Source organism: Kineosporia corallincola (assembly GCF_018499875.1).
Lineage (GTDB): Bacteria > Actinomycetota > Actinomycetes > Actinomycetales > Kineosporiaceae > Kineosporia > Kineosporia corallincola.
Window position 1 is genome coordinate 259899 of record NZ_JAHBAY010000008.1, and the last position, 19272, is coordinate 279170.

Here is a 19272-nt window from a genome sequence, read left to right on the forward strand (position 1 = left end):
GCTCGGCGCAGGACTGACAGACCCCCGACGTACGCTTCCGGGCATGCGCGTACACGTGCTCCAGCTGGCCTACGGCGACGACGAGCCGGTCGCCGAGCGGGTGCGGCGGGCCGAGGCCCTGGTCGCCGCCCAGTCCGGTGCCGACCTGGTGGTGCTGCCCGAGCTCTGGGCGCCCACCGGCTTCGGTTACCGCCGCTGGCCCGGCGCCGCCGAGCCGCTCGACGGGCCCACGGTCACCGCGATCGCCCGGGCCGCCCGGCACATCGGCGCCTACGTGCACGCCGGGTCGATCATCGAGGCCGCGGCGCCGCACGCCGACCGGGGCCCCGACGGGCGCGGTCTGTGGAACACCTCGGTACTGATCGCCCGCGACGGCACGCCCCTGGTCAGTTATCGCAAGGTGCACCGGTTCGGGTTCGCCGCGGGTGAGCCCGACCTGATCGAGGCCGGCACCGAGCTGGTCACCGTGCCCCTGCGGGCCGGCGGCCACACCGTCACCGCCGGGCTGGCCACCTGTTACGACCTGCGCTTCCCCGAGCTGTTCCGGGGCCTGACCCAGGCCGGGGCCGGGCTCTTCGTGGTGCCCGCCGCCTGGCCGGCGGCCCGGGTGGAGCACTGGCGGCTGCTCGGCCGGGCCCGCGCGGTGGAGAACCAGGCCGTCGTGGTTCAGTGCAACACGGCCGGCACCCACGCGGGCACCAGAATGGGTGGGCACAGCCAGGTGGTCTCGGCCACCGGTGAGGTGCTGGCCGAGGCCGGTGACGACGAGACCGTTCTCGTCGCAGACGTCGACCTGGCCGGGATCGGCACGTACCGGGAACAGTTCCCGGTGCTGGCCGACCGGCGACTGTAGATCTAGCGGCCCCCGGGTGAAGTGGATGACGACCAGGTGAGCAGTACGACGACGACCCCCCGCACGGCCGGTGGGCGTGGCGCGGGCGGGGTGGACCCGGCACTGGCCGGCCGGATGGCGGCGGTCGGCACCGTCCTGGTCGTGCTGGCCCTCGGCACGGCCGGTGCGGCGGCCGCGGGTTCCGGCGCGGTCGCGCCGAGCATCCTGCAAGACGCCGGGCCGCTGGTGCGCTGGGGCCTGATCTTCGCCCGGGTGATCGCCGACATCGCCGGCTCGGTCACGGTCGGCGTGCTGCTGCTGACCGCGGTGGCGCTGCCGGTGGGCAAGCAGGGCCAGGCACACCGCCCGGCCTTCCTGATCGCCGCGGCCGCCGCCACGGTCTGGGCCCTGGCCGCGATCGCCCTGCTCGTGTTCAATCTGGCCGACGTGCTCGGATCGTCCATCGACAGCCCGGGTTTCGGCAGTCAGCTGGTGGCCTACACCCGGGACATCGACCTGGGCCGCGGACTGGGCCTGACCGCGGCCGGAGCCGCGGTGATCGGCCTGCTCGCGGCCGGTGCGGTCAAGACCACCTCGGCCGCCTGGCTGGCCGGCGGGTCGCTGGCCGCGCTGGTGCCGACCGCGCTGAACGGCCATGCCAGCAGCAGCGCCGACCACCAGACCGCCGTCACCAGCCTGGGCCTGCACCTGGTCGGCGCCTCGGTGTGGGTCGGCGGCCTGGCAGCCCTGCTGCTGCTCGCGCCCACCCTGAAGACCGGGGTGCTGGCCGACGCGGCGCAGCGCTACTCCACCTTCGCGCTCTGGTCTTTCCTGGCGGTCGCCGCGTCCGGCCTGATCAACGCCTGGCTGCGGATCGGCAGCCTGGGCAACCTGGGCAACAGCTACGGCCTGCTGCTGCTCGGCAAGACCGTGGCGCTGGTGCTGCTCGGCCTGTTCGGCTACCGCCACCGCGCGTCCACGCTGCCCGACCTGGCGGCCGGCAAGCGGGGCGCCTTCACCCGCCTGGCCGTGGTCGAGCTCGGCATCATGGCGATCGCCTTCGGCCTGGCCTCGGCCCTGTCGCGCACGCCCCCGCCGAACGCCGGTGAGCCCACCCTCGACATCGCCCAGGCCGTCACCGGTTACCCGATGCCGCCGGAACCCACCGCGGCCCGCTGGATCACCCAGTGGCAGCCCGACCTGATGTGGGTGCTCATCGCCGGCGTCGGGCTGGTCGCCTACCTCACCGGCGTGTACCGGCTGCGCCGCCGGGGCGACGCCTGGCCGGTGGGCCGCACCGTCGCCATCCTGCTCGGCCTGGCCGTGCTGGTGTACACCACGTGCAGCGGCCCGGCGGTCTACGGCCGGGTCACGTTCAGCGGTCACATGGTCATGCACATGATGCTCTCGATGATCGTGCCGCCGCTGCTGGTGCTCGGCGCCCCGGTCACGCTGGCCCTGCGCACCCTCGCGGTGCGCAAGGACGGCAGCCGCGGCCCGCGCGAGTGGCTGCTGATCGTCACCGAATCCCGTTACCTGCGGCTGATCTCGTTCCCGCCGGTGGCGGCCGCGCTGTTCGCCGGCAGCCTGGTGGTGTTCTACTACTCCGGTCTGTTCCAGCTGGCGCTGACCACCCACACCGGGCACGAGCTGATGGACGTGCACTTCCTGTTCAGCGGCTACCTGTTCACCTGGACCATGATCGGTGTCGATCCCGGCCCCCGGCGGATGGGCTTCCCGCTGAGGCTGATCGTGCTGCTGGCCACCATGGCCTTCCACGCGTTCTTCTTCCTGGCCCTGATGAACGGCGAAACCGTGCTCCAGCCGGACTTCTTCGGCAACCTGGGCCGCACCTGGGGCGAGAGCCTGCTGGCCGACCAGCAGACCGGCGGCGGCATCGGCTGGGGCATCGGCGAGGTGCCGACGCTGCTGATCGCGGTCGTGCTGATGTTCCAGTGGGCCCGCTCCGACGCCCGGGAGTCCCGGCGCTACGACCGCAAGGCCGACCGCGACGGCGACGCCGAGCTGGAGGCGTACAACCAGATGCTGGCCAGGTTGTCGGGCAAGAAGCCCGCGCCCACTGCGCCCGAAGGGGCCGGGGAGGACGAGAAGCCACCCGCTTCGTGATAGGACAAATCGGGTGAATCCTGACTTCACTGATCTGGACGCTCTGCTCGAGCTGCCCCGGGTCGCCGGACTGGCGCTGTCGCCCGACGGCACCCGGCTGGTCACCTCGGTGGCGGCGCTCGGCCCGCAGCGCACGAGCTACGTCAGCTCGTTGTGGCAGGTCTCGCCCGACCCGGAGGGGCCGTCCGCCCGGCGGCTGACCTGGGGTGCGCAGAACGAGTCCGGGCCGGTCTTCCGGCCGGACGGCGACCTGCTGTTCGTCTCCTCGCGGCCCGATCCGGACGACGACGGGGGCGATCGGCCGCCCTCGCTCTGGCTCCTGCCCGCCGACGGCGGTGAGGCCCGGCCGTTCGCCACCCGGCCCGGCGGGGTGAGCAGCACGGCGGTCGCGGCCGGGGCGGGCACGGTGGTGATCACGTCGCCGGTCTTTCCGTCGTCCACCGGAACCGGTGACGACGAACGGCGCCACCGGGCCCGGCGTGAGCTGAAGATCAGCGCCACCCTGCACGAGAGCAGCCCGTTCCGGTTCTGGGACCGGTTCCACGGGCCCGAGGCCGACCGGCTCTTCGTGCTGTCGCAGACCGGGGACGGCGAACCGGCCGCGCGCGACCTGACCGGGCACACCGGCCCGGCCCTGCACCCCGACCCGGAGTACGTGGTCACCCCGGACGGCACCACGGTGATCGGCGTCTGGCAGGTGGTCGGCGCCGGTGGGCAGGTCCGCTCCACCCTGGTGACGATCGACGTGGCCACCGGCACCCGCCGCACTCTGCTCGACGACCGCACCAGTGAGTTCTCCGGCCTGGCGGTCTCTCCCGACGGCACCCGGGTGGCGTTCCTGGCCGAGTCGCTGCCCACCGTCGACGAGCCGTTCGACCTGCGTCTGATGGTGCTGAACCTGGACGGCGGCGAGCCGCACGAGGCCGCCCCGGGCTGGGACCGCTGGCCCGCCGCCGCCCCGGTGTGGACGCCCGACGGCGGCACCCTGCTGGTCACGGCCGACGACCACGGCCGCCGCCCGGTGTTCCGCGTCGACCTGACCCTGGGCACCGTGCGCCGGCTCACCGGCGAGGGCACCTTCACCGACCTGCTGCTCGCCCGCGACGGCACCGTCGCCTACGCCCTGCGCAGCACTGTCGACGTCCCACCCACGCCGGTCCGGATCGACCCGCTGACCGGCGAGGTCACCACCCTGCGCGGCCCGGTCTCCGCCCCGGCCGTGCCGGGAACGCTGACCGAGGTGCACGTCACCGCCGAGGACGGCTACGACGTGCGTGGCTGGCTGGTCCTGCCTGCCGGGCACGAGGACGGCCGCCCGGCCCCGCTGCTGCTGTGGGTGCACGGCGGTCCGCACGACTCCTGGCGGGCCTGGCACTGGCGCTGGAACCCGTGGCCGGCCGTGGCCCGGGGCTATGCGGTGCTGCTGCCCGACCCGGCCCTGTCCACCGGCTACGGCCTCGATTTCGTCCGCCGGGGCTGGGACGGCTGGGGCGGCACGCCCTACACCGACCTGATGGCGATCACCGACGCCGTGGTGGCCCGCGACGACATCGACGGCGAACGCACCGCCGCGATGGGCGCCTCCTACGGCGGCTACCTGGCCAACTGGATCGCCGGGCACACCGGCCGCTTCCGGGGCATCGTGTCGCACGCCGGGCTCTGGGACCTGGAAACCTTCGCCCGCACCACCGACGTGCCCTACTACATGCCGCACACGATGACTGCGGAAACCCGCGCGCAGAACTCCCCTTCGCGGCACCTCGCCTCGATCACCACGCCGATGCTGATCATTCACGGTGAGCAGGACCACCGGGTGCCGATCGGCGAGGCCCTCGCCATGTACACCCAGCTGGGCGAGCAGGCCGTCACCGACGACGGCACCATGCCGCACCGGCTCCTGGTGTTCCCCGACGAGAACCACTGGGTGGCCAAGCCGCAGAACAGCCGGCTCTGGTACGAGACGGTGTTCGCGTTCCTCGCGCAGACCCTGCTGGGAGAACCGTGGCAAGCCCCTGACCTGCTGCGTTAGGCCGATTTCGGATCGGCGGTCCGGGTGGTGGTGCACCCGGGCACCCACCCGGGAAACTTTCTGTTGACCATGCAACGTTTACTCCGCGTCCCGCGTCTGCCTGCCGGGAGGACGCCGATGGATGCGGCGCACGGGACCTGAGAAGTGAGGAAAGGCGCGGCATGACGGAGCACGGAGCGGACGACGAGCTCGCAGCGCGACTCGACGTCGCTCTGCACGAACGGCTGGACGACACCACGGTTGACGTCGCCGCACTCGCGGCGGGCGGCAGACGGCGTGCCCGGCACGTGCGCACGCAACGGCTGGGTGCCGCGGTCGGCGCGCTGGCCGTGCTGATCGCCGTTCCGGTGGGCTGGCAGCTGGCCTCGGCCGACAGACCGACTGACGTCCAGAGCGCCGCCCTGCTGCCGAGACAGCAGGAGCAGGCTGCCGAAGGAGTGCCTGAATCGGTCGGTTTCACCGCGGGCGAGCTGCCTGCCGGGTCCACCTTGTCGGGCGCCGCCGCCGGGGCGAGCTCCGGGTCGGTCGATCCGGCCCTGGTCGCCGGGCTGAACTGCGCCAGCTCCGGCCCGAGCGGCACGGCCGCCGCACAGCCGGGCAGCACCGACAACGCCCAGCAGCGTGAGTGGCGCTGGAGCGGCAGCAGCGACGTGGCGCTCACCGTCACCCGCTGGGCCAGCACCGACGCCGCGGCCGACGCCCTCACCACCCTGGCCGGCGACACCGGCAACTGCACCTGGAACGACCCGGTCGACATCCTCCGCACCGAGGTGGAGGGCTCGCAGCAGACCTGGGCCGCCGCCTCCACCACGGACGGCCGGTCGGTCGTGCGCGTGGTGGTGCGGGTCGACGAACTGGTCGCGGGCGTGCAGGTCGTCGGCACCGATCAGGAAGACGCCACCGAGCTGGCCGAGACGCTCGCCGCGGCCGAGGTGCAGAAGCTGGAACAGGTCGACTGACGGATCGCGGGCGCCACCTGAGCGGTGGCGCCCGCGACCCACTCAGAACGCCGCTTCGTCCAGCTCCATCAGCTCGTCGCCGGTGCCCTCCAGGATCGAGCGCTCCACCGCCAGACGCGGCAGCACCTGCGCCGCGAAGAACGACGCAGCCGCGATCTTGCCCTGGTAGAAGGCCTTGTCGGCGGCGCTCACCGTTCCCGCCAGTGCGGTCAGGGCGACGTCGGCCTGCCGCAGCAGCAGCCAGCCGACCAGCAGGTCACCAGCGGCCAGCAGCAGCCGCGTGGTGTTCAGGCCGACCTTGTAGACGTTCTTCACGTCGGCGCCCTCGACCCGCACGTCGGCCGAGCTCACCACCGTGACCAGGTGGGTCACCATGCCCTGGAAGTGCTCGCAGGCCTGTCCCAGCACCTCCCGCTGTGCCGCGAGACGGCCGTCGCCGGGGTCGGCCTTGGCGAACTCGGTGATCTGCTCGATCACCTGGGTCAGGGCGTGCCCGCGGTCCCGCACGATCTTGCGGAAGAAGAAGTCGGTGCCCTGGATCGCCGTCGTGCCCTCGTAGAGGGTGTCGATCTTGGCGTCGCGCACGTACTGCTCCAGTGGGTAGTCCTGGAGGAAGCCGGAACCGCCGAAGGTTTGCAGGCTTTCGGACCCGAGCAGGTGCCAGGCCCGCTCCGATCCGGCGCCCTTCACGATCGGCAGCAGGAAGTCGTTGAGCCGCTCCGCCGCCTCGTTCCGCTCGCCGCGGGCCTGCGCCACCTTCACCGCGTCCTGCTGCACCGAGGTGAAATGCACCAGCGCGCGCAGACCTTCGGCGTACGCCTTCTGCGTCATCAGTGACCGGCGCACGTCCGGGTGATGGGTGATGGTGACCCGGGGCGCGGACTTGTCGTGCATCTGGGTCAGGTCGGCACCCTGCACCCGCTCCTTGGCGTAGTCCAGCGCGTTCAGATAGCCCGAGGACAGCGTCGCGATGGCCTTGGTTCCCACCATCATCCGGGCGCTCTCGATGATCTGGAACATCTGCGCGATGCCGTCGTGCACGTCGCCCAGCAGCGTGCCCGACGCCGCCAGGCCGTCCACCTCACCGAACCGCAGCTCGCAGGTGGTGGACACCTTCAGGCCCATCTTGTGCTCGACCCCGGTGACGAAAGCGCCGTTGCGCTCGCCCAGTTCGCCGGTCTTGAGGTCGACGTGGAACTTCGGCACGATGAACAGCGACAGGCCCTTGGTGCCCGGGCCCGCGCCCTCCGGCCGGGCCAGCACGAAGTGGATGATGTTGTCGCTCAGGTCGTGCTCGCCCGAGGTGATGAAGCGCTTGACCCCGGTGACGTTCCAGGTGCCGTCCGGGTTGCTGACGGCCTTGGTGCGGCCCGCTCCGACGTCCGACCCGGCGTCCGGCTCGGTCAGCACCATGGTTGCGCCCCAGCGCTTCTCGATCATCAGCTCGGCCAGCCGGCGCTGGTCGGGGGTGCCCAGGCGGTAGAGCATGTTGGTGAAGTCGAAGCCCGAGGCGTACATGTGGATCGCCGGGTTGGCCCCGAGCAGGAACTCCAGCATCGCCCAGCGCAGCGAGCTCGGGGCGGGCACACCACCGATCTCCTCCGGCACGCCCATCTGCCAGAAGCCGGACTCGACGTAGGCGTTGTAGGCGGTGACAAAGGACGCCGGAAGCGTGGCGGAGTAGGTGTCCGGCGTGAAAACCGGTGGATTCCGGTCGCTCTCGATCGCGGAAGGAGCCAGGTCCTCGGTGGCGAGACGGGCCATCTCGCGCAGCATCTCCCGGGCGGTGTCCCCGTCGATGTCCTCGAAGGGGGCGGTGCCCAGTACCTGGTCCCGGCCGAAGACCTCGAACAGGTTGAACTCGACGTCGCGCAGATTGTGGCGGTAGTGACTCATCGTTGTGTCCCCTCGGCCGGTGGTGCGCCCACTAAGTTACTGCTTAGTAATTTAATTTTAGAGGACGGATCCGGGTCCGGCCAGGGAGTCAATGGCTGAAGTGCTCGTTGATGCGGTCCAACGGGCACGTTCCCGCAGCGGCAGCAGCGGCAGCAGCGGTGGCGAGCCGGCGGCAGCGGTGGCCGGTCGGCGGCAGCGATGGCCAGGCGGCGGCAGTCAGACGGCGCAGCGGTGGCGGTGGCGAGTCGGCGGCAGCGGTGGCCGGTCGGCGGTGGCGGTGGCCAGGCGGCGGCAGCGGTGGCCAGGCAGCGGCGGCCAGGCGGCGCGGCGATGGTGACGGTGGCAGCGAGAGCGGCGGCGGCATCGGTAATGGCGGCGCCGGCGGCACCGAACCGAGGAACGGCACCGGTGAAACAGCGCCGCCAAAATGCCGAGAGGCCGGCCGCCCTGCCGGGCGGTCGGCCTCTCGTGCGTGAGGGTTGGTGCTGTGGGTTCCTGGTCAGCGGATGCTGCGGCCCGACCGGAAGTTCGAGGCCAGGGCGACGCCGACGGCCGCCAGCACGACCTGGGTGAGCAGCTCGATCCAGTCGATGCCGTCCGTGTCACGCAGCGGGCCGACGATGGCGGTCCCGATCAGCGCGGCGACGATACCGATCACGATGGTCAGCCAGATCGGGACGTTCTGCTTGCCGGGGACGACAAGACGCCCCAGGGCACCGATGATCAACCCGACGATGATCGCGGAAACAATGCCGGCGACGGTCATGTGGTCACTCCTCGTGGGACGACCGGGCCGCTCCTCGGCCCGGTTGCTGGATCCAGATTGATCCACTTGTGAACGTTCGCAATTCGAGAGCAACACCACCCGTCCGGGCCGCCAGACCGGCGGTCGTCGCGCACCGAGCGCGGTTCGGGTGACGGACCGGGGGTGGACCCGCGACAATTCCGGAATGGCTCAAACCGGTCATAGCGGTCGGGGTGTCCAGATCTTCGACCTGGGGCCGCGCCTCGCCTGGGTCTGGCTCACCGTGGGGGTGGCGCTGATCTGTGCGATGCAGGCGATCGGCGTGGCGGCCGTTCTGTTCGCCGTGCTGCCGACCGGTCCGGCCGGCGTGCTCACCGTCGCCCTGCTGGCCCCGGCGGCCGTCCTGCTCGTCGCCCTGGCCAGCGCGCTGACCGGCCGGATCATCGTCGACGGGGGTGAGCTGACGCTGCGGTTCGGGCTGATCGGCGGCACCGCCGTGCCTCGCACCCTGATCACCCGGGCCGAGCGCTACGACCCGTCGATGACGCTCAGCCCGATCGGCCTGGGGCTGGACGTACCGTTCGGCTCAGGACGGGCCACCGTGACCCGCGGCGGACCGGTCCACTTCGTCCGCGTCACCCTGCGCGCGCCGGCCCGGGTGCGGCTCACCGGCTGGCGGTACGCGGTCGCGAACGAGCTGGTCCTGAGCACGTCGCGGCCGGACGAGCTGGTCGAGTCGCTGGGCTGAGCCGGGTCTTTTCGTCGTCCCACATTTTTGCCCCGGTAGCGGAGAGTGGCGAATTGCACGCGTTTTGTGCTGTGTGGCCATCGCCAAGAGTGCAGTGCGGGAACCATGATGGATCGGTGACTACCGAGGCTCCCCTGCACCGGAGGTTCAGCGCCGTCGACTCCGCCCTGGCCGATCTGGACCGGGGCACCGAGGTCTGGGGGCGCACGTCGCTGCCCGCCAGACGGCTCCTGCTGGCCCGTGTGCACGCCCTCACCGCCACCTACGCCCAGGACTGGGTGCGGGCCTGCGCCGGGATCAAGGGCCTGGCCACCGACTCCCCGCTGGTCGGGGAGGAGTGGATGTCGGGGCCCTACGCCACGCTGAACGGGCTGGCCGCGCTCATCGATTCGTTGCGTGCCCTGCAAGCCGGGCGGAGCCCGGTGGAGGGGCACCGCTTCGGCACCGCCCCGGGCGGCCGGGTCACCGTGCGGGTGCTGCCCCACGACCCGGTGGACCGGGTGGTGCTCGGCGGCTACACGGCGGACGTCTGGATGCCGCCCGGCGTGACCGAGCAGGACGTGCGTGACCGGGCGGGGCGGGCGCAGCGCGAGACCGGCCGGACCGGAGGGGTCGGCGCGGTGCTCGGGGCGGGCAACATCAGCTCGATCCCGGTGCTCGACGCACTGCACGAACTGTTCACCGCCAACCGTGTGGTGCTGGTGAAGCTGAATCCGGTCACCGACCCGCTGCTGGGGGTGTTCCAGGCGATCTTCCGGCCGCTCACCGAACTCGGCGTGATGCGGATCGTCACCGGCGACGCCGAGGTGGGCGACTACCTGGTGAAGCACCCCCTGGTCGGGCACGTCCACATCACCGGCAGCCGGCACACGCACGACGCGATCGTGTTCGGGCCGGGGCCGGAGGGGGCCGCCCGCCGGCAGGCCGGCACCCCGCTGCTGGAGAAACCGATCACCAGCGAACTCGGCGGGGTGTCGCCGGCGATCGTGCTGCCCGGCCGCTGGTCGCGGGCCGATCTGCGGTACCAGGCGGAGAACCTGGCGGGGCAGAAACTGCACAACAACGGCTACAACTGCGTGGCCGCCCAGGTCGTGGTGATCAGCTCGGACTGGGCGCAGAAGAACCAGTTCCTGGCCGAGCTGCGCCGGGCCCTGGCCGCGGCCCCGGAGCGCGTCGCCTACTACCCCGGCAGCGACCGGCGGATGGAGGCGTTCCGCACGGCCGGGCCGGAGACCGGGACCCAGGTCGAGACGCTCGCCGGTGGCCGCGTGCTGCTCGGCCCGATGGACGCCTCGGGTGATCCGGCAGATCTTGAAGATCTTTTCACCACAGAGGTTTTCGGCCCCGGACTGACCGTGGTGACGCTGCCCGGCCTGGGACGCGACTTCCTCACCGCGGCCGTCACCCTGGCCAACGACTCACTGAGCGGCACGCTGGGGGCCTGCCTGATCGTGCACCCGGCCAGTCGGCGGGAGCTGGGGGCGGACTTCGACACCGAGGTGGCCCGGCTGCGGTACGGGTGCATCGGGATCAATGTCTGGATCGGGGTGGCCTTCCAGCTGCCGAACGTGCCCTGGGGGGCCTTTCCGGGCAACGAATTGGCCGACGTCGGAAGCGGAATCGGAACGGTGCACAACGCGCTGCTCCTGGAGCAGCCGGAACGAACCGTCATCCGTGGGCCGTTCCGCCCGGCGCCTCGGTCGTTGCTGAGCGGTGAACTCGCCCTGACCCCGCCCCGGCCGCCGTGGTTCGTGGGTAATCGCACCGCACACACCACCGGCGCTGCACTCACGGCCTTCGCCGCCCGCCCGGGCTGGGACCGGTTGCCGAGGATTCTCTTCTCCGCACTTCGGGGCTGAGCCGGGGAACATGCCCCAGATCACAGGTCTCGGTGTCCGGATGACGACGGCTCGTGGCTCTGTCTGGCATGACGCGATGCCGGGGAACCCCTGGTCACGAATGGGCTACGACGCCTGGAATGGCGGAATGCGCCGCAGCGGGTGATCGTTAAGTCACGGTGAACCGCCGGATTGCGGAGCTTCGGTGAAGCCTGCGCGGCGTTTGATGATGGCGCACGCCCTTTTTCGATATGTACGTGCCTGGTCCTACTGCTGTGGTTGTACAACCGCAGGAGGATGCCAAATCGCCTGACCGGCGATAAACCATTACCTAGGTTCTTGGGCCCCTCGCGTGGGGGCGTGGATGTGGGTCGACGACGGGAGCGGGCGCATGCGGTCAGTGTTACGGGCGAGGTGGGGAAAGGCGCTGGCCGTGCAAGGCTTCCGCCCGTCGGACGTCGGGTTGGTCTAATGGCTGTGTGTCCTGCCGGGTGGGTTCCGCCGAGCGCCGGTGACAACCTTTACGAGCGCGCTCCGGAACGCAAAAGCGTTGCGGTTAAACCAGTTAAGCAGTCGTCGGCGTCCGGTCGGGATTCGGGCCCGGGCAAGCCGTCGCGTCCGCGAGGGGGTGTCGTCGGCCAGCTGCTGCTCGTTGTCGGTGCCTATTTCGCCTACTCCCTGGGGCGTACTTTCGCGTCCGAAGACGTCACGGCCGCGGTCCGGCGGGGGCAGGAGATCCTGCGCCTGGACGACGAACTCGGCTTCGGCTGGGTTCTCGACGTCAATCATTGGGCGTTGCAGCACGGTGCCCTTGCGGTGCCGCTGTCGATGGGTTATGCCAGCCTGCACTACCTGGTCACCCCGCTGGTGCTGATCTGGCTGTGGCGCCGGCACCCGTCCGCGTACCAGTCGGCCTTGTTCTCACTGATCGTGATGTCGGCGATGGGGCTGGTCGTCTACATCACCATGCCGGTGGCCCCGCCCCGGCTGCTGCCCGGCTTCGCCTGGATGGACATGCTCCGGGTCTGGTCGGACTACGGCTGGTGGGGCGCCGGGGCGAGCGCGCCCCGCGGCTTCGAGCACCTGACCAACCAGTACGCCGCCGTGCCGAGTCTGCACGTCGGCTGGGCGGTGTGGTGTGCCTGGGCCTGGCGCCGCAGCGGCGGCCGGTTCGCCCGGCGCTGGGGGTGGCTCTACCCGGCCGGTGTCGCGGTGACGGTCGTGGTGACGGGTAACCACTATGTGCTCGACGTCGTCACCGGGCTGGTCGTGGCGGGTATCGCCTGCTGGGTCACGCCGCGGCTGATGGCCCGCGGCCGTGCCTACCGGGCCGCGCGCCGCACTCGTTCGGCCTCCACGACGGTGGATCTGTCGGCCGCTGACGCACCGGCCGAGGCGCCGTCGGAAGCGGTGCTGGTGGAGGCGTCCGGAGGCCGCGAGGCGGTCGGCTGACCGCTGCCGAACCTGTTCGGAACGGCCCGTCCCGGATTCGGGGCGGGCCGCTTCCGCGAGGCCACCGCTACCGATTGGTGCGAATTGAGCACAATCGGTGCTCGGGCGTCCTAAAATCGTGGGGACGGAGCCGCGGTCTGTGAATGAGCCTCAGCGGCCGCGCGCCGACATCAGGCGGTCCAGCGTGCGTCGTCCCATCCGGCTCATCGCCGGGTTGGTCTGCGCGTAGTACCAGACCAGCCCCATCGACTGCTCGAGGGCCCAGGCCTGGCTGCGTTCCCGGTCAAGGTCGCTGACATCCATTGCTGCCCAGAAGGTTTCGCGCGGCTCGTGGTCGAGCAGATGCCATCCGACGATCAGGTCCAGGGCCGGGTCGGCCGGGCCGAAGCCGCCGCCGTCGAGCACCCCGGTGAACCGTCCGTCCGACACCAGGATGTTGCCGGGGATCAGGTCGCCGTGGGACATCGTGTCGGGGGCTTCGCGGGGCAGGTCACGCAGGTGCGTCCAGAGTTCTCGTAAATGGTGGACGTCGAGGAGACCCGCGCTGCGCCGCAGGCAGGTGTCCACCCAGGCGTCGTGACGGAGCAGGTCGCCGCCTCGTCCGGCGCGGTCGAAGGTCCGCCCCTGGGTGTCGATCTCGCGCAGGGTGTTGATCAGGGCGGCCAGGTCACGGGCGAGATCGTGTGAGGAGTGCACAGTTTCGTCGTCGGAGGCGGGCGTGCCGGGCAGCCAGGTCTGCACGCTCCAGGGCTGGGGGAAGCCGGGGCCGGGGCGGCCGAGGGCGACGGGACGCGGGGACGTGACGTGCTCGGCGAGGCTGCCGAGGGCCCGCGCCTCGGCCTCCAGGCGCGCCTGGGTGGTGGGACGACGGGGGAAACGGGCGGCCAGGTCGTCGCCGATCCGGACGATCGTGTTCTCTGTGCCGATTGCGTCGAGGAGCTGTACCGGGAGGTCTGTCCAGGCCGGGAATTGCTGAAAGATAAGGCCTTTGGCGGTCTCTTCGGTAATGGCCACCTCGTCGTCATGCATGTATCCCGAGGACACGGCGTCTACGGCTCCGCGACCGTGGAATCGGGATCGAGCTGGGCCGCCAGCGCCGCGCCGTCCGGGCCGTGCAGCCACGGCACGGGGCTCGGAGCCAGCAGGGCCTGGTTCTCCGGCGGCACCGGCGAACCGTGTGTCAGCACCTGTTCCACCGGGGAGAGCTGCCGGATCAGCACCATTCGCAGGGCGGCCGGAACCTCGTCGGCCAGTTCCTCGTACAGCTGCGGGTCGTGCTGACCGTCGTCACCGACGAGAACCCAGCGCAGCTGCGGAAACTCGCTGACCAGGCGCCGTAGTTCGCGGTGCTTGTGCTGGCGGCCGGACCGGAACCAGCCGTCGTCCGTCGGCCCCCAGTCGGTCATCAGCAGTGGGCCGTGCGGGTAGTCGTGGCGGTCGAGGAAGCGGGAGATCGCCCGGGCCACGTTCCAGGCGCCGGTGGACAGGTACACGACCAGCGCGTCCGGTTCCTTCTCGCGCAGGCGGCCGTACAGCGTCGCCATGCCCGGCACCGGCCGGCGGCTGGTCTCCTTCACCACGAAGGTGTTCCAGAAGGCCAGCAGCGGCCGGGGGAGGGCGGTGACCATCACCGTGTCGTCGATGTCGCTGACCAGCCCGAACCGCTCGTCCGGGCCGACCACCCGGATCTGCCCGGTCGCCGTCGCCCGGCCGGTCAGCCGCACCGGGAGCTCGTGCCAGCCGGGTGCCAGGTCGCTCTCCAGCACCGTGTCGACGTAACCGCCGCGCCCGCTGCTGACCTCGTGCAGCCGGCTGCCCACCTGCACGGTCAGCGGAATCCCGGCCATTCCGACGGTGAAGAACTTGCGCCACCAGCGCCCGCCCTCGTCCTCCTCCTCGGCGCCGCTGGGCGGCAGGCCGGCCCGCGGCGGGGCCAGCTTCACCCGCATCAGCACCCGGGCCCAGCCCTCGCCCTCGGCGGGGGCCGATCCATAACCGGTGTAGGGAACCGCGAGCGGCCGCCAGCCGAAGCGGTTCAGCACGGCGGCGATGCGTTTCATCACCGCGTCTTCGATGCGGGCACCTCGATGCAGCCCGGTCGGCGTCGGTGCAGTCATGCCGCATCCTAATGACGGCCCGTCACGACGTGCAGTTCGAAGAGCACGGGTGAGGACGACGTGGCAGGTGAAACTGCGACGTGCTGAGAAGGTGGACCGCCTGCGCAACCGAGGACGTGAAGCCGGAAATGCCTGTCACATCTGGGATTTCGCGCTGGAGCGGGCGACGGGAATCGAACCCGCACTGTCAGCTTGGGAACTGTCCGAACCTTGCAGGGGCGTGGTGGACAGCACTGAGGTACCGGCCTGGAGTGGCCTGGTGCAACCAGTCTTGGCCTGGAGTAATGGCACGCTAATGGCACGGGGAGGAGCAAGACCAGCTGAAACAGTGGGGGGACTGTTTCAGCTGGTCTGAGAGGCGTTCATCCCATCGGGAGGGGGACATTCTTCTCAAGGTGTCCCCGTAGGACGCGACGTCTGCGCAGGTCAGAGCGATTCGGGGACAGTGGGGACAGGGGGGACACCTACCGGGCTGCTACGGCCGCCCGGAGCACCACCACAGCCAGCTGGCGGCTTCAGCGGCCTAACGCGCTCATCTCTGGCTGGCCAAGGTGCGCAAGCTGTCCAGGTAGTCACGAGCCGACGCTTCGTCTGCGTACCGATCGTTGACTACCGTGGCCAGATCGCGACTCACCATCAGTAGGGAGGGTAGAGACTTCCGTTCTCCGAGCAAGGCATGTTGCCCGTACGCAAGGGCCGAATCCAAGTCGCCTTGTCGTGCTGCGGCGACCCCCAGCGTGATGCGAGCCTCGGCGATGCGCATGGGAGAGCGTTCGGTTCCGTCAAAATCAGTTCCTGCGCGTATTACCTCATTGGCCAGAGACTCCGCCATGGCATCTTCTCCAAGAATTCGATAGCAATCCATGGCGTAGAAATCAAATTTTGCCGGATCGACCACGAAATGATTATCGAGGTTTTCGGGATGTGGCAATCCCTCAAGAATTCTCCGCCCCTTGTCGAGAGCAACCTCGGTCTGTCGGCGGTCACCGATCCGCGCCCAAGCCTTTGCCTCTTGACCGAACAGCTGAACGGCGACGCTTTGATCGGCCGCCACCTCGCCGCCCGCTTTCGCGGCTGAGACAACCCCCCGATAATCACCGGTGGTCAGGGCGCCCCATGCCCGCATCTCATGTGCCCATCCAGAGATATGGGTATTTCCGGATTCCTGCCCAAGGGATAGTGCTGACTTCCGGGTTGCTTCGGAAACTCGCCGATCGCCTAGATCGTATTCGACGCACCCGACGAGGAGTGCGAGCCAGCCCGCGAGTGTCAGCACCTCTCGGTGCTGTGTCAAAGTGAGGCGTTGAGATTGCAAGGCAGCCAGACGGCTGAGCCAGTTACGTCCTTCCGTGAGCAGCTGCTCGGCAGGTAGATAGGCATATTCTGAGCAAAGACGATCCACCGTGATGCGTAATGCGTCGAGAGTGGCTTCGTCGACATCTGAGCGCTGCATTCGACTGACTATTTCAAGTGTTTCCATCCCGCTGATTTCCGCCACTTCGGTGGGTCCGTTCCGGTGGCCAGCTGTGGGAAATAAAGCTCGTGTTGCCGTGCCGAAGGTTGCTGCAATCAATGCCTGGTAACGCTCGCTGGGAAGCGTCTCTCCCGCTTCCCAGCGCTTCCATTGCCTGAGCAGGCTCGTGTCGTCCGGAAGTTCGCGTTCAGAGTGCAGACGCATGGAGCTTATTGCCGCCGACTGAGACCACCCGCGAATGCTTCGTTCCACGGTCATGCGCTTCGCCCAATGGGGCCGGTTGTCACTCATGCGAACGTCCTCTCTTCCGCCAGGCGTGCAAGGTGCTCATCGTTTCGGTGCAGGTGCGCAGAGGACAGTGACAAGTTGCCTGTCACCCCCTTGTCACCCCCCTGTCCGGCAATTGTCACTGACCATGACGAATCACTCCAAGGCAAGCTTCTCGACATGTTTCGGGCACAACGTAAGGGGGTTTAGTCGTGGATTTCGAGGGCCTGAAGTCGCTCCGAGAGTCGCTGAACGTCCTCTCTGAGGGAGCGGACCTCTTGGGTCAACGACCCGATGTCGTCGGTTGGGATGGGTTGGCTCCGGGCCACGAAACTTCCTCGGTTCGGAGTGGTTTCGATCAGGCCTTCATCCCGCAGTAGGCGCAAGGCGTTCGTGATGGTCATCTGAGCAACTTCAAATCGTTGGGCGAGATCGCGGATGGAGCGCAACCGCTGACCTGGCTCAAGGGAGCCGCCGGCGATGTCTTTCCGCAATGCATCGGCGACCTGGATGTAGGGCGGTCGGGGGTCATCGGCAGCCAGGCTCATACACCAACCCTACATGTCAGCGCAACCTAGCACGACCTAGAACTAGACCTTGCGATCTAGGTTGACCTAGTGCACGCTAGAGCACAGCAGGAACGGCGAGGCGGACTGTCTCGCTCCAATCACCTACGGAGGCAAACGTGCAGTTCAGAGAGGGTGATAACTGGCCACCGGGTCCGACCCGGCGTGAGCTTCGGGCGATCGAGGCCGAGTGGCCGTTGATCGAGCGGGAGCTGGCTGTCACGGACGCCGAGTCCGTGATCGCTGCGAACGGGCGTGAGGTCTCCGAGCTCGACTGGGCGCGGCTGCGTCGTGCCGAGGCCGAGCTGAACCGCATTTCGCGGGACCTCTTCAACCTGGCTGGTCCCTTGGGGGGTGCGGCGTGAGCGGCGCGGCGAGGGTGGCGCCTCGGCTTCTTGGTGAGGCGGTTGACCGTGTCGAGCGTGAGCGGGTTCAGCGGCTTCGTCGGTTGATGGCTGGTCTGGGCGCTGCACTGGTGCTGGCCCCGCCGGTCGCCGGCGCGGTGCTGGCGGTGAGCGTCCCCGACGGTTCCCCGGCACCCGCCCCGGTGCCGGTGTCGGTCGTGCATCGGGTGGTCACGGCGAACTGCACGAACGGTCGTGTGCAGCACGGGGTCGACACCGGCCGGGCGGATGGGCTGCTGCTGGCGACCGACACCGGGGTGGCGTGCTGATGCCGGTGCAGATGAGCCCTGACGTGGCCGAGGCCCTGGCCCGGGCGGTCGCCGGGATCGGTGGCCCGGTCGGGGTGACGCTCGACCACCGGGCGGTGCCGATCGGGTCGGGCGAGTGGGTCACCTACCGGTACGGCCTGGCGCCGGCCGGGCTGGCCACCTTGCGGCAGCTGTCGGCGTTAGGCCTGCGTCCGGGTGGGTGCGTGCCGGTAGCGGCGCTGGCTCGTCCGAAGGGCCGGTGGGTGGCCTACCTGTACGCGGTGAGCACGGCGCGCCCGAAGCGGGCGATGACGCCGGCGAAGTGGGCGGCATTGGCCCGGGCGAACCGGGCGCGGCGGATCTGCCCGACCTGCGGGGCCGATGCCGGGTACGTGATTCCGCAGCGTCTGGGTGAGTGCGTGGAGTGCCACTACGGACCGGCCGAAACCATTTGTGAGAGCGACCAATTCGGGAAGGTGGCTTGAGGTATGTGTGAGAACGGGCAGACGTGCGCCGGTCAGGAAGCGTTCCGGGACGTCGTGAGGCGTTCGGAGCGTGACATTTTCGCGCGGCTCGCCGGGGCGCAGGAGGCGCTGACCGCGGCCGCGGAACTGCCGGCGTGGGACGCCGGCAGGGTCCTGTCGGCTGACAGCAGCCTGCACAGCGGGATCGGCCTGCACGTGAGCGGTCGTGAGCTGGGCTTTCAGCTCGCGGCGCGGCTGCTGCCGCAGACCCTGTGCCGCCGCGATTACACGACCATCCAAGGGGGTTTCGAGGGTTCGCCCGGGCGAGTGGTGCACTTCACGGACTGGTACGGCACGTTCGGCGGACAGGCTCTGAACCTGACGGTGTCGTGGAACAGGCCACTGGTCGAGTCGGAACTGCCGGCGCAGGAACTGGCCGCGGGTGTTGCGGCGGGGTGGGCTGACCCGCAGAACGACCCGGCCGAGATCGACTGGTCGGCACGGCAGGCCCGGGCACTGATCCCGTTCTCCGTGTCCGACGACGGCCGGCCGTGCATTCCCGGGCCGAGCACGGGCATTCACCGGGGGCGTCATCAGATGGGCCGCTGGGGTGAGTCGGCGATGGCCGATGCGCTGGTCACGGCCGATCTGGGTGACGGGCAGCGGTGGCTGCTGCTGGTCGAGCGGGCCGACGGCAACGGGTGGGCGATGCCTGGCGGCGGGATCGAGCCGGGTGAGAGCCCGGCCGAGGCCGCGCAGCGGGAACTGGTCGAGGAGAGCGACCTGCGTCTGCCCGCGTCGTTCTTCGAGGCCGGGCAGCCGCAGCTGGTGCCGGACCCGCGTGCCTCGGACGAGGCGTGGGCCGTGACCGTCGTGTGCCGCACCCACATGGACCGGCAGGCCCTGATCGACCGGGGCGTGGCCCGTCTGCCCGAGGTGCACGGCGCCGACGACGCCCGGCGCGCGGTCTGGCTGCCGGCCAACACGTACGTCGAGCTCACGCAGGCCCTGGCCCGCGACGCCGACGGAGGGCGCGTGTTCGCCGCCCACGTCGACATCCTCACCGCCGCTCTCGGCTGACTCAAGGCAGCAAGACCCGCGGTTCT

Annotated in this window: 17 protein-coding genes; 11 read left to right on the forward strand and 6 right to left on the reverse strand. The window is 69.9% G+C overall.

The window, feature by feature from the left end:
- Positions 1 to 43 precede the first annotated feature (43 nt).
- The 4 genes from KIH74_RS20540 (at position 44) to KIH74_RS20555 (ending at position 5947) form a co-directional block, all read left to right on the forward strand.
- Positions 44 to 853: a carbon-nitrogen family hydrolase gene (locus tag KIH74_RS20540; RefSeq protein WP_214157628.1), complete on the forward strand. Its 810-nt coding sequence runs from the start codon at positions 44 to 46 to the stop codon at positions 851 to 853.
- Between the two features lie 36 nt (positions 854 to 889).
- Positions 890 to 2959, forward strand: a complete 2070-nt coding sequence (locus KIH74_RS20545) for a bifunctional copper resistance protein CopD/cytochrome c oxidase assembly protein (RefSeq protein WP_214157629.1) — start codon at positions 890 to 892, stop codon at positions 2957 to 2959.
- Between the two features lie 13 nt (positions 2960 to 2972).
- The gene (locus KIH74_RS38795) at positions 2973 to 4988 is read left to right on the forward strand and encodes a S9 family peptidase (protein WP_214157630.1); all 2016 of its coding nucleotides are present in this window, start codon (positions 2973 to 2975) and stop codon (positions 4986 to 4988) included.
- A 161-nt stretch (positions 4989 to 5149) separates the two neighbouring features.
- On the forward strand, positions 5150 to 5947 hold the full coding sequence (locus tag KIH74_RS20555) for a hypothetical protein (protein WP_214157631.1): 798 nt from the start codon (positions 5150 to 5152) through the stop codon (positions 5945 to 5947).
- 42 nt (positions 5948 to 5989) lie between these two features.
- On the opposite strand, the gene KIH74_RS20560 is transcribed toward KIH74_RS20555, so the two are convergent.
- Together KIH74_RS20560 and KIH74_RS20565 are read right to left on the reverse strand one after the other, a co-directional pair.
- Positions 5990 to 7843: an acyl-CoA dehydrogenase gene (locus KIH74_RS20560; protein WP_214157632.1), complete on the reverse strand. Its 1854-nt coding sequence runs from the start codon at positions 7841 to 7843 to the stop codon at positions 5990 to 5992.
- A gap of 499 nt (positions 7844 to 8342) precedes the next feature.
- On the reverse strand, positions 8343 to 8609 hold the full coding sequence (locus tag KIH74_RS20565) for a GlsB/YeaQ/YmgE family stress response membrane protein (RefSeq protein WP_214157633.1): 267 nt from the start codon (positions 8607 to 8609) through the stop codon (positions 8343 to 8345).
- A 184-nt stretch (positions 8610 to 8793) separates the two neighbouring features.
- Between KIH74_RS20565 and KIH74_RS20570 the strand changes: the two genes are divergently transcribed.
- The 3 genes from KIH74_RS20570 (at position 8794) to KIH74_RS20580 (ending at position 12626) form a co-directional block, all read left to right on the forward strand.
- Positions 8794 to 9336: a hypothetical protein gene (locus KIH74_RS20570; RefSeq protein WP_214157634.1), complete on the forward strand. Its 543-nt coding sequence runs from the start codon at positions 8794 to 8796 to the stop codon at positions 9334 to 9336.
- Positions 9337 to 9452: 116 nt separating this feature from the next.
- Positions 9453 to 11195 carry an aldehyde dehydrogenase family protein gene (locus KIH74_RS20575; protein WP_308113933.1) on the forward strand — a complete coding sequence of 581 codons (1743 nt, stop codon included), beginning with the start codon at positions 9453 to 9455 and terminating at the stop codon, positions 11193 to 11195.
- A gap of 450 nt (positions 11196 to 11645) precedes the next feature.
- Positions 11646 to 12626, forward strand: coding sequence for a phosphatase PAP2 family protein (locus KIH74_RS20580; RefSeq protein WP_214157635.1), 981 nt, complete (start codon positions 11646 to 11648; stop codon positions 12624 to 12626).
- Positions 12627 to 12776: 150 nt separating this feature from the next.
- On the opposite strand, the gene KIH74_RS20585 is transcribed toward KIH74_RS20580, so the two are convergent.
- The 4 genes from KIH74_RS20585 to KIH74_RS20600 form a co-directional block, all read right to left on the reverse strand.
- The gene (locus tag KIH74_RS20585) at positions 12777 to 13655 is read right to left on the reverse strand and encodes an aminoglycoside phosphotransferase family protein (protein WP_214157636.1); all 879 of its coding nucleotides are present in this window, start codon (positions 13653 to 13655) and stop codon (positions 12777 to 12779) included.
- Positions 13656 to 13675: 20 nt separating this feature from the next.
- Positions 13676 to 14743: an App1 family protein phosphatidate phosphatase gene (locus KIH74_RS20590; protein WP_214157637.1), complete on the reverse strand. Its 1068-nt coding sequence runs from the start codon at positions 14741 to 14743 to the stop codon at positions 13676 to 13678.
- 532 nt (positions 14744 to 15275) lie between these two features.
- Positions 15276 to 16508, reverse strand: a complete 1233-nt coding sequence (locus KIH74_RS20595; protein WP_246572739.1) for an NsdA family TPR-like regulatory protein — start codon at positions 16506 to 16508, stop codon at positions 15276 to 15278.
- A 182-nt stretch (positions 16509 to 16690) separates the two neighbouring features.
- Positions 16691 to 17032 (reverse strand): GntR family transcriptional regulator, encoded by a 342-nt coding sequence (locus KIH74_RS20600; protein WP_214157638.1) that lies wholly within the window; start codon positions 17030 to 17032, stop codon positions 16691 to 16693.
- Between the two features lie 137 nt (positions 17033 to 17169).
- Between KIH74_RS20600 and KIH74_RS20605 the strand changes: the two genes are divergently transcribed.
- The 4 genes from KIH74_RS20605 to KIH74_RS38800 all read left to right on the forward strand — a co-directional run bounded on the left by KIH74_RS20605 (position 17170) and on the right by KIH74_RS38800 (position 19246).
- Positions 17170 to 17415: a DUF6284 family protein gene (locus KIH74_RS20605; protein WP_214157639.1), complete on the forward strand. Its 246-nt coding sequence runs from the start codon at positions 17170 to 17172 to the stop codon at positions 17413 to 17415.
- An 86-nt stretch (positions 17416 to 17501) separates the two neighbouring features.
- Positions 17502 to 17723 (forward strand): hypothetical protein, encoded by a 222-nt coding sequence (locus tag KIH74_RS20610; RefSeq protein WP_214157640.1) that lies wholly within the window; start codon positions 17502 to 17504, stop codon positions 17721 to 17723.
- Positions 17723 to 18187 carry an RRQRL motif-containing zinc-binding protein gene (locus KIH74_RS20615; RefSeq protein ID WP_214157641.1) on the forward strand — a complete coding sequence of 155 codons (465 nt, stop codon included), beginning with the start codon at positions 17723 to 17725 and terminating at the stop codon, positions 18185 to 18187. The genes KIH74_RS20610 and KIH74_RS20615 overlap by 1 nt, the downstream gene beginning before the upstream one ends.
- 54 nt (positions 18188 to 18241) lie before the next feature.
- Positions 18242 to 19246, forward strand: coding sequence for an NUDIX domain-containing protein (locus tag KIH74_RS38800; RefSeq protein ID WP_214157642.1), 1005 nt, complete (start codon positions 18242 to 18244; stop codon positions 19244 to 19246).
- Positions 19247 to 19272 lie beyond the last annotated feature (26 nt).

Bases quoted from the DNA above. Each gene is read 5' to 3' on its own strand.
- KIH74_RS20540 (WP_214157628.1), top strand. From the start codon at position 44: ATGCGCGTACACGTGCTCCAGCTGGCCTACGGCGACGACGAGCCGGTC.
- KIH74_RS20555 (WP_214157631.1), top strand. From the start codon at position 5,150: ATGACGGAGCACGGAGCGGACGACGAGCTCGCAGCGCGACTCGACGTC.
- KIH74_RS20560 (WP_214157632.1), bottom strand. From the start codon at position 7,843: ATGAGTCACTACCGCCACAATCTGCGCGACGTCGAGTTCAACCTGTTC.
- KIH74_RS20565 (WP_214157633.1), bottom strand. From the start codon at position 8,609: ATGACCGTCGCCGGCATTGTTTCCGCGATCATCGTCGGGTTGATCATC.
- KIH74_RS20570 (WP_214157634.1), top strand. From the start codon at position 8,794: ATGGCTCAAACCGGTCATAGCGGTCGGGGTGTCCAGATCTTCGACCTG.
- KIH74_RS20580 (WP_214157635.1), top strand. From the start codon at position 11,646: ATGGCTGTGTGTCCTGCCGGGTGGGTTCCGCCGAGCGCCGGTGACAAC.
- KIH74_RS20585 (WP_214157636.1), bottom strand. From the start codon at position 13,655: ATGCATGACGACGAGGTGGCCATTACCGAAGAGACCGCCAAAGGCCTT.
- KIH74_RS20590 (WP_214157637.1), bottom strand. From the start codon at position 14,743: ATGACTGCACCGACGCCGACCGGGCTGCATCGAGGTGCCCGCATCGAA.
- KIH74_RS20595 (WP_246572739.1), bottom strand. From the start codon at position 16,508: ATGAGTGACAACCGGCCCCATTGGGCGAAGCGCATGACCGTGGAACGA.
- KIH74_RS20600 (WP_214157638.1), bottom strand. From the start codon at position 17,032: ATGAGCCTGGCTGCCGATGACCCCCGACCGCCCTACATCCAGGTCGCC.
- KIH74_RS20610 (WP_214157640.1), top strand. From the start codon at position 17,502: ATGGCTGGTCTGGGCGCTGCACTGGTGCTGGCCCCGCCGGTCGCCGGC.
- KIH74_RS20615 (WP_214157641.1), top strand. From the start codon at position 17,723: ATGCCGGTGCAGATGAGCCCTGACGTGGCCGAGGCCCTGGCCCGGGCG.